The sequence below is a fragment of the Williamsia sp. genome (assembly GCF_016462415.1).
Lineage (GTDB): Bacteria > Actinomycetota > Actinomycetes > Mycobacteriales > Mycobacteriaceae > Williamsia_A.
Map to the genome: position 1 here is coordinate 1 of NZ_JAEMTF010000005.1, position 12,700 is coordinate 12,700.

Sequence of the window (12,700 nt, forward strand, 5' to 3'; positions counted from 1 at the left end):
CGATCACCGCGTCGCAGTTCTCGATGGATCAGGGCAGCACGAAGGTCTGAGCGACGCCACGCGCGATCTGATCGGCGTTGGATCAGATTCGATGGTGGTGAGCAGGTGTTGCTGACCGGGCTGAAACGATGCATCGAGTGTGCTGTGCGCACAGGTAAGTTGGTGTGTGGACGGCGCACGCTCGGTGCGTAGTTTCGGCACTGTCGGCGGCTCGTGTCACGAGGTGTGTGGGTCCAGAGCCGCTGACGGTGCGGAAACGCGTCGTCGAGTGTGCGTTGTTCTCGAGGCACGGTGCGTCGGGTGGTGAGCACACTCGACTGGCGTTTTCCACACAGTCAGCACGGAAGGTGTTGTTTCGGACCAATCGGCGGCTTGTGTCTGGTCAGTCGGTCCAGATGGTCGACGGATCGGTGGCCGCGCGCGCCGGCACCGCGGGTGTGTCGGTGCTGGTACGCGAAAAGCGCGGTGCCGGAGCGGCTTGCATGACCGAGTCGATCTCGGTGAGGTTCCGTCGAGCCGCCATGTGCGGGTGCTCAGGGGCCTCGGCGAAGGTGAGAACGGGTGTGGTGCACGCGTCGGTGCCGTCGAAGATCGCGGCCCATTCGTCGCGTGTCCTCGACGCGAACGTCTCGGTGAACCGTGCCTTGAGCTCGGGCCACCGTGCGATGTCGTTCTGGTCGGGCAGATCGGCGTCCGCCAGGCCCAGGCCCGCGATCATCTCGGCGTAGAACTGTGGCTCGATGGCGCCCGCGGCCATGTACTTGCCGTCGGAGGTCTCGTACACCTCGTAGTAGGGCGCACCGGTGTCGAGCAGGTTCACGCCGCGCTGGTCCTGCCACAGCCCGGTGCCGCGGAACGCCCACATCATCTGTCCCAGAACCGAAGCGCCGTCGACCATCGCGGCGTCGACCACCTGTCCCTTGCCCGACTGCTGCCGCTCGACGATGGCCGCCAGCACCCCCAGTACGAGGAACATCGACCCTCCGCCGAAGTCACCCACGAGGTTCAACGGCGGCGTCGGACGTTCCTCGGCACGGCCGACGGCGTGCAGGAGACCGGTCAGCGAGATGTAGTTGATGTCGTGGCCGGCCCGGTCGGCGAGCGGACCCTCCTGGCCCCATCCGGTCATCCGCCCGTAGATCAGCCCCTCGTTGACGGCGTGCAGATCGTCGGGTCCGAGACCCAATCGCTCCATCACACCGGGGCGGAAACCCTCGACGATCACATCGGCCTTCTCGATCAGGCGGAGGACGGCTGCTTTGTCCTCGGGCGACTTCAGGTTCGCCTCGACAACCGCCGAACGCCCACGCAGCAACTGATCGGCGTTACGGCCGGGTGTGGGCAACGTGCCCGCGCGCTGGACACGGATCACGTCGGCGCCGAGGTCGGCGAGCACCATGGCGGCGTGCGGTCCCGGGCCGATCCCGGCGAACTCGATCACTCGCACGCTGCTCAGCGGGCCATTCTGGGGACGGTTGCTCTCGCTCATCGCACACCTCGTCGTCGACAGTGGGGAACGCGTCCGCACCTGGCGGCCGCACGGTACCTCAGCATCGCATAACTGAATGCGGGTTCATATGTGGGGTGCGGCGCGCCGAGGGACGGCACCTGTTCCCGCGACACGCCGACGTCTCGAAATCCATTACGCGCTTCCGGTGTTCAGATCCGGTCGCGGTGTCTACCATTGTCCGAATGACCTGCCCCGGTGGGCTCGGAGCGCAGACGTGGCCCGAGCTGGACGAACGCGGGTGCACTCTGGTCGTACCGCTCGGATCCGTCGAACAGCACGGTCCTCATCTCCCGCTCGACACCGACGTGCGGATCGCCGCCGCGGTCGCGGAGGGGGCGACGGCGCGTGTCGCGGGTGATGTCCTGGTGGCGCCGGCTCTCAACTACGGGGCCAGCGGGGAACACCAGAGCTTCCCGGGGACCCTGTCGATCGGTCACGAGGCGCTACGGATCCTTCTCGTGGAGTTCGGACGCAGTGCCTGTCTGTGGGCCCGGCGCGTCGTGTTCGTCAACGGCCACGGCGGCAACGTGGCCACCCTCGCGTCGGCGGTGGCCCTGCTGCGCCACGAGGGCCGCGACGTGACCTGGTTCCCGTGTGCTCTCGCCGGGGCCGATGCTCACGCAGGTGACACGGAAACCTCACTGCTGCTTCATCTCTCACCCCATCTCGTCCGAGTGGCCCGGGTTGCGTCAGGCAACACCGCCCCGGTGGGTGAGCTGATGGGTGCCATGCAATCCGGCGGGGTACGTGCCGTGAGCGCCACCGGCGTTCTCGGGGATCCCGCCGGCGCCACCGCGGATCGGGGACGTGCGCTGTTCGACGACCTCACCGCCCGTCTCGTCTCCGCCGTGGACCGGTGGTCGCCGGACGCGAACGGCATGATCCGATGACCCCGAACACCACACCGTCGGTCGACGAAACCGCGCCGGATGCCGATGACGAACGCCCGGTGACGCCGAAGCAGGCGTTGCCCAACGGCTTTCAGGTCCAGATCGACGTTCGCGCAACGGTGGTCCCCGGTGGACGGCACATCGTGGGCGGCTCTCCGCTCCGTGTGCTGTCGCTGTCGGCGGCGGCTACGGAGATGATCGATCCCGACGGTCGGATCCTCGTGAGCAGCCCGGCCACCGCATCCCTGGCCCGAACGCTGCTCGACGCCGGCGTCGCCCATCCCCGTCCGATGTTCGGACCCACCGAGTCCGACGTGACCGTGGTGATCCCGGTGCGCGACAACCAGATCGGGATCGATCGACTGATGTCGGCGCTGCACGGCGTGCGCATCATCGTCGTCGACGACGGATCGCGCGTGCCGGTGAGTGCCGACGGTGCCGAGGTGATCCGGACCGAGCGCAGCGCCGGGCCCGCCGCGGCCCGCAACCTGGGTGCGGCCCGGGTGCTGACCGACTTCGTGGCCTTCCTCGACTCCGACGTCACGCCGGGGTCGGACTGGTTGCCCAGATTACTCGGCCATTTCTCCGACGAGCAGGTCGCGATGGTCGCGCCGCGGATCACCGCGATGCGGCCGGACGGCGGCCCGATGGCCCGGTACGAGGCATTGCACTCGTCGCTGGACATGGGTCGACGAGAAGGCCCAGTCGCACCGGGGACCCGGATCGCCTACGTGCCGAGCGCAGCGATGATCCTGCGGCGCAGTGCATTCGATGGGTTCGACGAGTCGCTGCAGGTGGCCGAGGACGTCGATCTGTGCTGGCGCCTGCGGTCGGACGGGTGGGTCATCCGTTACGATCCGGTCGCCCTGGCCGAGCACGACCACCGTGCTGCGCTCCGCGCGGGTCTCGATAGGCGTCGGTACTACGGGACCGGTGCCGCGCTGCTCACCGACCGGCACCAGACGTTGGCGTCGCCCATGGTGATGAACACCCCGATGATGGTCGCCATGGTCGCCGCCCTCACCCGTTCGAGGTGGGGCTTCGGACTGATGGTCGCGATGATCGGGTTCATCGCGCACCGACTCCACCAGCGGATCGCCCACATCCCGGACGCACCCCGCGTCGCCGCGAGGCTCACCGCGCAGTCCGTGGGGTTCGGGTTCCTGCAGATGGCGTCGGCGTTGTGTCGGCACTACTGGCCGCTGTCGATCCTGCTGGCCCTCGTGTCCCGTCGCTTTCGATCGGTCCTGCTGGCCGTGGCGCTGGCCGAGGGTGTCGTCGAGTGGATGCGCTCGGAGATGCTCAACCCCGATGCGCCTGTCCGACTGGGCGTCACACGATTCGTGGCCATCAAGCGACTCGACGATCTCGCCTACGGCACCGGGCTGTGGCAGGGGGCGGTCACCGGCCGCAATCTCGGCGCCCTGCGCCCGGTGATCGGGCGCTGGGGGTCCGCCGCGCTCCCGTCCTCGGCCGCGGGCCGACGACCACCGGAGTGAACGCGAGGCGTCGGATCGTCGTGGTCGGCGCGGGCAGCTGTGGGTGTGTGGTGGCCGAGCGGCTGACCCGCGACGACGACATCGAGGTGATCCTGCTCGAAGCGGGCCCGTCCGGTGCCGCGGACGCCGATCTGCGTCTGTCCGTCCTGCCGATCGGGGCGTCGTCGGACCGCGTGACCCACCATCGGGACGCCTCGGGGCTGGGACTCCCGCGCGGTCAGGGACTGGGCGGGTCATCGGCGGTCAACGGCGGCTACTTCATGCGGTGGCACGACGACGACTTCATCGGTTGGGAGCAGCAGCGGTGGGACCCCGACACCGTCACCCGCGCCTACGACGAACTCGACGGCGGACCGCACGGAGGTGGGGTGATGTCGGTGCGCCGCCTCGCCGACGACGAACTGCACCCCGTCGCCCACGCCTTCGAAAAGTACTGGCAAGAAGCAGGATACGACGTGGTCGAATCAGTTTCGCCACGCGTCGGGGTCAACCGGGTCCGGTCGAACTCGGTGGGTGCGCTGCGGATGCCCGCCGACCGCGGACCGCTGGGACGGGCGCGTGGTCGAGGAAACCTGAGCGTGCGCACCGGTGCTCGGGTGGAGCGGCTCGAGGTCGCCGGGGCTCGGGTGAGCGGTGTCCGTCTCGCCGACGGCGAGACCATCGCCGCCCACGAGACGATCCTGTGCGCCGGCACCCTGGCGTCCGCGGCGCTGATCGCGCGGTCCACCGGGGTCGGCGCGACGCATCGGATCGCCGAGCACCGGGAGCTGCTGGTGCGGTGTGCTCTGACCGACAACGCGCACGCGACACCGCGTCCACTGCTGCCGACCGTTCTGCACACCGAAGATTTCATGGAGATCCGCTGCTACAACGGTGATTTCGCGCACTACATCGAAGGTCTGGCGCCGACCGCGTCAGCGATCGGGGTGGCACTGATGGCACCCAGGACGGTGGGCACGCTGACCATCGACGAGACCGGCCGACAACAGGTGGACCTCGGCACCGTCGACCCCTCCGATGTCGAGCGCATGCGGTCATGGGCGCGGCGCGTGCAGGAGATGGTGACCGGACCCGCATTCTCCGGACTTCTCGACCCCGGCACCGCCACGGTCGACGAGACGATACTGACATCGCAACACGCGTGGGGGTCGATGCCGATGGGGCGCGCCACCGATTGGCTGGGCGTACCGACGGGATTCGACGGTCTCCGGGTGATCGACGGATCGATCCTGCCGACCCCGGGATCGAGTGGACCCCACGAGACGCAGATGATGATGGCCTCGACGATCGTCGATGCGATCGTCACCGAGGCGCGCTGAGTGCGCTCACCCGTCGGTGACGAGGGCCAGGTGCGCTCGCACCGACTCACGCAGGGCGTCACTGTAGTTCGCGATATCGGGTAGAACCTCGTCGTCGGCGGTGACGACGATCATCAGACGGCCCAGACCCGAGACCACGAAGTGGGTGATCGTCGACCATGCACCCAACGGGGCGAACCCGAACCCGGACGCCGTGGGCACCCCCAGCATCGACGCGATCGGTGTGTGGTTGATGACGCTGGAGAACGCCGTGTTCACGGTGGATCGCGGGGCGCGGCGACGCTCGGAGAATCGGGTGAGGACACCGAGCAGCCGTAGCACCGGCGCGGGAACCGAGAACACCATGCGCCAGTAGCGACTTCGCATGGTGGTCGCCGCCCGTTGCTTCTCCGCCGCGGTGGTCGCGGTGATCGCGGCGATCCGTGTCGACAGGTCGTTCGTGGTGGTGTGCATGTCGATCGCGAGGGGCAGGAACTGGTTGGCGGCGTCGGAGTGGATCTCCTTGCGGGTCGACATCGGCACGATCGCCCGCATCGAGGTCGTGGGGGCCTCGCCCAGAGAGGCGAGGTGGTTCTGCATCGCCCCGCCGACGATCGACAGGAGCACATCGTTGACGGTGGCGCCGGGGATCAGGTTCTTGATCCGCTTGGCGTCGTCGAGAGCGAACTCGACGTAGTCGGCGTTTCGGCGGCCCCGGATCCCGGTGTTGAACCGCGTGCTCGGGGCCGGGGTCCCCGGCGAGTCGGGTCGATCGGCACGACGCGTGCCGGTGATGCCCTCGTGCACTGCCCGGATGACATTGACGCCGAAACGTCCCCACACCGCCGGTGCGATGAGCACCTCGCGCGCGACGAGGCGGGCCGTGCTCCGATCGCGGCCGCCGATGGACCGGGGCTCGACCGGCGGGAGGTCGTCGGGGTCGTCGGTCAGCAGTCGGTGCATCGTCTCCTCCCATCCGATTCCGTCGAACGCCGCGTGGTGGAAGGAGATGGCCACGATGGTGGCGAGTCCGACCCGATCGGGGACACCGCTCACGTCCGCGATCACATCGACGTTCCACAGCGGGCGGTGGAAGTCGAACGGGGTGTCGGCGATGGTCGCGAGTATCGACTGCGCCTGCGGCCAGGTCGATCCCACCGGCGGATGAAAACGGATATGACGCGTGAGATCGAGATCGGGGCGATGTACCCAGTACGGATGGCCGATGTCGCCGGGCAGTCGGAACAGGACGCTGGCGAAGATCTCGTCGGCGCCGAGTCGTTCGAGAAGGGTGGCGGTGACGGTCTCGGGATCGAGCCCGCAGGGACCACCGTCGGGATGCGCGAGGACCCAGCACGACACGACGGTGGCGGCCAGATGCGTGTCGTCGAGATAGACGTACGCGGAGTCGCGTGGACGCAGCTGCCTCATCGCGCGACCGTGCCGGCGGCGGCTCGCGGAGCCGGATTCGGTCGAGTGCAGCGCGTTAGGGTCATCAGATGACGAGCATCGCAGACCCGGCCGTCCGGGCATTCCTGAACGAGGGAACCAAGACAGGACACCTCGGATACGTCGCGTCCGACGGACGGCCGCTGGTCGCGCCCGTGTGGTTCGTGCTCGACGGGGACCGGATCGCATTCAACACCGGCGCCGGCACGGCGAAGGGGAAGGCGATGGCCCGCGACCCCCGAGTGGTCCTGACCGTCGACCTGCAGGAGCCGCCGTACGCCTTCGTCCAGGTTCAGGGTGTGGTCGAGGTGAGCGAGGACCTCGACGAGGTGCGCCGGGTCGCGACCGCCGCCGGTGCCCGGTACATGGGCGACGACCGGGCGGTGGAGTTCGGCGAGCGCAACGGGGTGGTGGGGGAGCTGGTCGTGTGGATCAACACCACCAAGGTCATAGCGAGTTTGGACGCAACTGCCTGACGTCATCCGGTCGATCGACAAACAATCCACGGGAATTGTTTGGGAGCTTTTTTATTCCCTTTATCACCGACTGAATGGTTCTCCCTCGGTTATGCTCAGCCTGCGTCTAAATAAGCGGTGTTCACGCCGCTGATGGAGGGTGAACATGACTCGGTTCGAATCACTGATCGATTCCGTCGGCAACACCCCGCTCGTGGGACTGCAGAACTTGTCACCGCGCTGGCACGAGGACTCCTCGGGGCCCGCTGTTCGTCTCTGGGCCAAACTCGAGGACCACAACCCGACGGGTTCGATCAAGGATCGACCGGCCCTGCGGATGATCGAATGCGCGGAGCGGGCAGGCCGATTGCGACCCGGATCGACGATCATCGAGCCGACCAGTGGTAACACCGGGATCGCGCTGGCCATGGCGGCCAAGCTCAAGCGCTACCGACTCGTCTGCGTGATGCCGGAGAACTCGACCGCCGAGCGGCAGATGATGCTCCGGATCTACGGGGCGTCGATCATCCTGACCCCGGCCGCCGAGGGCGCCAAGGGCGCTGTCGACGCGGCCGGGCGCCTGGCCGCCGAGAACCCCGAGTGGACGTTGCTCGATCAATACAGCAACGGCGTCAACGCTCAGGCGCATTTCGAGTCGACCGGTCCCGAATTGTTCGCCGACCTACCCGAGATAACGCATTTCGTCGCCGGACTGGGAACCACCGGAACGCTCAACGGCGTGAGCCGTTACTTCCACGTGCACAAGCCGTCCGTCGAGATCATCGCCGCAGAGCCGGTTTTCGGCGACAAGGTGTGCGGGCTGCGGAACCTCGACGAGGGATTCGTCCCCGACCTCTACGACGCCTCCATGCTCACCGAGCGGTATCCGATCCACGCCGAGACATCCGCGCAGTACGTCCGAGCGCTGCTGGACCTCGAGGGCATCTTCGCCGGCGCGTCCACCGGCGGGATCCTGGAGGCCGCGGTGGGGATCGCGCACCGCGCGATCCGCGCACGCGAGCGAGCCGACATCGCGTTCGTCATGCCCGACGCGGGGTGGAAGTATCTGTCGACCGGCGCGTACCTCGATGACGACTCGCACTCCGTCATCGAACATCTCAACTCGGTGGCCGTCTGAGCTGAACTGTCCGCGAGCGGGTGCGGACTCGGGCCAGGGTTGGTTCGGTGCGGCGTCAGTTGCGCGACGCAGCGGCCCGACGGTATCCACGCAGCGCCGGGTAGATGAACACGGCGACGATCGCCACGGACCACGCGACCGTCTTGATCAGGCCGTCGCCCACCGGTGCGCCGGTCGCGAGGGCTCGCATCGTGTCGATCGCACAGGTCATCGGTTGGTTCGCCACGATCGGGCGGATGACGGCCGGATACGCGCTGATCGGGGAGAAGCCCGAGTTGAAGAACATGAACAGGCTCGACACGAGCGACATGATCGGTACCAGCGGCACGTTCGACGACGACAGGGCGACCGTCAACACCAGGGTCGAGAAGGCCACGCCGTAGAGCAGGGCGACACCGAAGATGGCCAACGCCGAGAGCAGGCCCTGGTTGAAGCGCCAGCCGATGAACATCCCCAGCAGGGTCAGGATGATGGTGCCCAACAGGATTCGGGCGAGTTCGGCGACGATGCGAGCGCTCAGATCCGCGCCGCGGTGCACGGGCATCACGTAGATGCGGGTCAGCAGGCCGGTCTTGCGTTCGGTGGTGAGCCGGACACCGCTGGCGAGCGACCCGAACATCGCCCCCACGAGCACCACGAGCGGCACCGTGCCGAACGCGCTGTTCTGCCCCGTCGCCTTGCCGATGGCGTCGCCCAACACCACCTTGAACATGATCATGCTCAGCGCCGGGAACAGGAGGGTCTGCAACAGCGTGGTGCGGTCGCGCGTCCAGACGAGGAACTGACGACCCGTCAGCACCGCTGTGTGGGTCAGATACGCGTGTAGGCCGCGTTCGCCGGTCGACTCGGTGGGCGGGAAGGCGGTGACGCGCGAGTTCTCGCGCTCCAGCAGCGCGACACCGCCGCCGGTGTCGGCGGATTCCTCCGACCCGCCGGCCTGCCACGCCGCCGAATCCCGGAGCGGCGTGAGCCGCATGGTGGGCGCCGAGTCGTCGACCTCGGACCGTCGTCGTCCGTCACGATCGTCGGTGGGATGGGTGTCGGTGGCCGGGGAGACGACCGTCCATGGTCCGACCACCGCGCGGAACGACCCCGTGCCCGGGAAGGTCACCTGTGGGGGAGTGTCGATCGTGACGCGTCTGGTCTCGCTGTCGTCCGGGGTCACCGACTGGCGCCGCGACCGCCTCGAACCCTCCGGGGAGTGCCAGTGCGGGGTCGGCTGCGGTGTCGCGCCTCGATGGCGCGGACGTGACGGGATCGAGCGTCGACGATCGGGATCGCCCGACGGCTGGCCCGTGATCTCCCAGTTCATCGGCGCGCCGTCTTGATCGTGATGTACGCGCCGGCGCCGAGCGCGAACACGGCGATGCCGACTGCCCAGATCGCCGGTGCGACCGCCTTGTCCCAGGTGAAGCCGCCCTGGTCGAAAGCACGCATCAACTCGGTGAACTGGGAGATGGGTTGATTGCGGGCGAACGGTCGGATCCACTCCGGGAACTGCGACTCGGGCACGAAGCCGGTGGACAGCATGCCCAGGATCAACTGGGGAAGTGCGAGCGCCTGGCTGGTGGCCTCGGGGTTGCTGGCGAGGACTCCGATCGCGTCGGCGCCGAGCGCGAGCAGGATGCCGATCACCAGCGCCACACCGAGGAACGCCAGGAAGTTCCCGACACCGAGCTGCGGTCGCCATCCGATCACGAGTCCGGAGAGCAGGGCCCAGGTGAGCGAGACCAGCAGGAGCACGATGTTGGCGCACAGGCGCGCCACCATCGGGATGATCGGACCGATCGGCATGCTGCGCAGGCGGTCGGTGATGCCGACGGTCCCGTCGGTCGCGGCGCGCATCGCGGCCGACGTCGCGACGAAGCCGACCGACTGCAGGCAGATCACCGGCATGAGGAACTGCGCGTAGTTGACGCCGGGCAGGACGTCGAAGATGCCGCGTAGCGGCACGTAGAAACAGATGGTGAGCATCACCGGGGCGAAGATGCCCAGCACGAACTCGCCCTGACGGAGCATCCCCCGCAAGGACCGGCCGGTGAGGGCCACGGTCTGGCCCCATGAGCTGATCGACGGGCGGGGGCCCTTGTCGACGACCAACACCTCTCCGGAGAGGGTCGTCGTCACCGCGGATCCCGGGTCGGTTCGGCGGCTGCGTCGGCAGGCGACTCGGTCAACTTGAGGAACACGTCGTCGAGTGATGGGCGACGCAGCCCCACATCGGTCAACGCGATGTTCTCGGCATCGAGGCGCCGCACGATCTCGACCAGTGTGTTCGTACCGCGGGTGGCCGGGATGGTCAGCGACGTGCCCGCGGGGTTGACCCGGATCTGGTCGGCGGGTGCGAGGTCGGCCAGCAGCTGCTGGATCCGGCCGATGTCGTCGGGGTAGCTCGGGAGTACCTCGCAGAAAGTGCCGCTGACGCGTTCCTTCAGCTCGTCGGCGGTGCCCTCGGCGATGACCTTGCCCTTGTCGATGACGACGATGTTGTCGCTGAGCAGGTCGGCTTCCTCGAGGTACTGGGTGGTCAGCAGCGTCGTGATCCCCAGGTCGCGCAGAGAGGTGACGATGTTCCAGACGTCCTGCCTGCTGCGCGGGTCGAGTCCGGTGGTCGGCTCGTCGAGGAACACCACCTCGGGCCGCACCACCAGTCCGCAGGCGATGTCGATGCGTCGGCGCATGCCGCCGGAGAACTTCCCGACCCGGCGCGCCGCGGCGTCGGTCAGGTTGAACGCCTCGAGGAGCTCATCGGCCCGCAGGCGGGCCTGCTTCTTGTGCAACCCCATCAGACGACCGAACAGGATCAGGTTCTCGCGGCCGGTCAGCGCCTCGTCGAGTGCTGCGAACTGGCCCGTGAGCATGATCGACCGACGCACCGCGGCACGATCGGCGACAACGTCGTGACCGGCGATGCGCGCCGAGCCGGCGTCGGGGAGAAGAAGCGTGGTGAGCATGTTGACCGTGGTGGTCTTGCCCGCGCCGTTCGGACCGAGCAGACCGAGAACCGTTCCCGTCGCCACCTCGAAGCTGACGCCGTCGACCGCGGTGAAGTCGCCGAAGCGCTTCACGAGTCCCTCGGCGACCACGCTCGCACCCGTCGACGATCGGGTCACCGAGTCCGTCCGGGACGGATCGGTGTTCCGGTTCGACGTGACGTTCCTGCTCGGCTCCACCGATGTACCGTACGGCGCTGCAGTAGTCGGGTGGTCTCGCGTGCTCATGGACCCGGCCTGGCTTGCATGTCCGTCCTGTCCTGGAGATGGTGTCCGCCGTCGCAGTGTGGCGGCATCGAGTACACACCGAACTTAGCTCAGCAATCCACCGGTAACGCCACCGCGTGATCCGACGATAAGTATCCCGTGAACCCGATACCGGCCATTTTCGATTCGTAGATCGGCAAGCGGCTAGTATTTTCGCAGAGCGCGACAACGCGGGCAGTGGAATCGGGTGTCGTCCTGAGTCCGGTGATTATCACGGATTCGCAGGAACAGGTGATGGAAGGAGAACGTGGTGGCAATTCAACTTCGTTCGCACCGAAACTCGAACACGATGTCCGTCCGCACGGCGCACGTCGCGGACGACAACAACTCGCTGGCGCACCTCGTCACGTCTGCTGCTGCCGCCGCTCCCGATGTACCCGCCATCTGCAAGCCCGGCCTGACCGTGACGTTCGGTGAACTGGCCACGCGGGCGACCGGCGCGGCCGGTGCCATGACCGGCGGGACCACGATCGACGACTCCGCGCTGACGATGGTGCTGATGATGACCGTTCCCGGGTTGGCGATGGCCGGCCCGTCGGGACTGGCCGCTACGCTGTCCGCGATCCGCATCCAGGCGACCATGGCGTTGGCCGGTCAGACGGCGCCTGAACCGCGATGAGCGACCACGCACGCCCCGACCAGGAAAGGTGACCACTTCATGAGCAATCCATTCGACGACGAAGACGGCAGGTTCTTCGTACTGGTCAACGACGAGAACCAGCACTCGCTGTGGCCGACGTTCGCCGACGTTCCCGCCGGCTGGAACAAGGTCTTCGGCGAGGCCTCCAGGGCCGAGTGCCTGGACTACGTCAACGAGCACTGGACCGATCTGCGGCCCCAGAGCCTGATCGACGCCATGGAAGCCGACGCCGCGAAGTAAGCCGCCCACGCTCTCGAACGAACGACCCCCGGTCCCTGCGGACAGGGGGTCGTTCTGCGTCGAGGGGTGGGGGTCCGCAGGTGGCCGTGGGCACGTTCGGTAACGCGACGGGCGCGGTCGCGACACGGACGTGGCACGAATCACAATGGCCGGTAACACGATCGACCATCGAGTTCTCAGCGTTTTCCCAGCTAGCAAGCACTTTCGGGCCAAATGTGGCACAGGTCACCGATAGATTGCGTAACAAAACCACAACCTAAACGACTGGGTTGCTCGCATAGTCTTCTCCCCAACACGTATGGTGACTCCAGACGCACAGGG

General features: G+C 67.5%; 12 protein-coding genes. 7 read left to right on the forward strand and 5 right to left on the reverse strand.

Annotated elements, in window-relative coordinates; translation table 11 throughout:
* Positions 1-382: 382 nt before the first annotated feature.
* Positions 383-1,489, reverse strand: a complete 1,107-nt coding sequence (locus JHC79_RS02225; RefSeq protein WP_296388240.1) for a CaiB/BaiF CoA-transferase family protein — start codon at positions 1,487-1,489, stop codon at positions 383-385.
* 203 nt (positions 1,490-1,692) lie between these two features.
* Between JHC79_RS02225 and mftE the strand changes: the two genes are divergently transcribed.
* Genes mftE through mftG form a run of 3 tightly spaced genes read left to right on the forward strand, consistent with a single transcriptional unit; the run spans position 1,693 to position 5,218 of the window.
* The gene (mftE, locus tag JHC79_RS02230) at positions 1,693-2,400 is read left to right on the forward strand and encodes a mycofactocin biosynthesis peptidyl-dipeptidase MftE (protein ID WP_296388241.1); all 708 of its coding nucleotides are present in this window, start codon (positions 1,693-1,695) and stop codon (positions 2,398-2,400) included.
* The gene (mftF, locus tag JHC79_RS02235; protein ID WP_296388242.1) at positions 2,397-3,899 is read left to right on the forward strand and encodes a mycofactocin biosynthesis glycosyltransferase MftF; all 1,503 of its coding nucleotides are present in this window, start codon (positions 2,397-2,399) and stop codon (positions 3,897-3,899) included. The genes mftE and mftF overlap by 4 nt, the downstream gene beginning before the upstream one ends.
* On the forward strand, positions 3,896-5,218 hold the full coding sequence (mftG, locus tag JHC79_RS02240) for a mycofactocin system GMC family oxidoreductase MftG (RefSeq protein WP_296388243.1): 1,323 nt from the start codon (positions 3,896-3,898) through the stop codon (positions 5,216-5,218). Before mftF ends, mftG begins: the two co-directional genes overlap by 4 nt.
* A gap of 6 nt (positions 5,219-5,224) precedes the next feature.
* Here mftG and JHC79_RS02245 read toward each other — a convergent pair whose 3' ends face one another.
* On the reverse strand, positions 5,225-6,628 hold the full coding sequence (locus tag JHC79_RS02245; protein ID WP_296388244.1) for a wax ester/triacylglycerol synthase domain-containing protein: 1,404 nt from the start codon (positions 6,626-6,628) through the stop codon (positions 5,225-5,227).
* Between the two features lie 68 nt (positions 6,629-6,696).
* Here JHC79_RS02245 and JHC79_RS02250 point away from each other — a divergent pair, with 68 nt between their 5' ends.
* The gene (locus JHC79_RS02250; protein WP_296388245.1) at positions 6,697-7,122 is read left to right on the forward strand and encodes a PPOX class F420-dependent oxidoreductase; all 426 of its coding nucleotides are present in this window, start codon (positions 6,697-6,699) and stop codon (positions 7,120-7,122) included.
* Positions 7,123-7,267: 145 nt separating this feature from the next.
* The gene (locus tag JHC79_RS02255) at positions 7,268-8,239 is read left to right on the forward strand and encodes a pyridoxal-phosphate dependent enzyme (protein ID WP_296388246.1); all 972 of its coding nucleotides are present in this window, start codon (positions 7,268-7,270) and stop codon (positions 8,237-8,239) included.
* 55 nt (positions 8,240-8,294) lie between these two features.
* Here JHC79_RS02255 and JHC79_RS02260 read toward each other — a convergent pair whose 3' ends face one another.
* From JHC79_RS02260 to JHC79_RS02270, 3 genes are all read right to left on the reverse strand, one after another.
* Positions 8,295-9,404, reverse strand: coding sequence for an ABC transporter permease (locus JHC79_RS02260; protein ID WP_296388247.1), 1,110 nt, complete (start codon positions 9,402-9,404; stop codon positions 8,295-8,297).
* 143 nt (positions 9,405-9,547) lie between these two features.
* Complete coding sequence (locus JHC79_RS02265; RefSeq protein ID WP_296388248.1) at positions 9,548-10,366, reverse strand: ABC transporter permease; 819 nt, start codon at positions 10,364-10,366, stop codon at positions 9,548-9,550.
* Complete coding sequence (locus JHC79_RS02270; RefSeq protein WP_296388269.1) at positions 10,363-11,352, reverse strand: ATP-binding cassette domain-containing protein; 990 nt, start codon at positions 11,350-11,352, stop codon at positions 10,363-10,365. The genes JHC79_RS02265 and JHC79_RS02270 overlap by 4 nt, the downstream gene beginning before the upstream one ends.
* A gap of 436 nt (positions 11,353-11,788) precedes the next feature.
* Between JHC79_RS02270 and JHC79_RS02275 the strand changes: the two genes are divergently transcribed.
* Both JHC79_RS02275 and JHC79_RS02280 read left to right on the forward strand, forming a co-directional pair.
* Entirely contained in the window at positions 11,789-12,118 is a 330-nt protein-coding gene (locus JHC79_RS02275; protein ID WP_296388249.1) for a hypothetical protein, read from the forward strand.
* Between the two features lie 39 nt (positions 12,119-12,157).
* Positions 12,158-12,379, forward strand: a complete 222-nt coding sequence (locus tag JHC79_RS02280) for an MbtH family protein (RefSeq protein WP_296388250.1) — start codon at positions 12,158-12,160, stop codon at positions 12,377-12,379.
* The last annotated feature ends 321 nt before the right edge of the window (positions 12,380-12,700 follow it).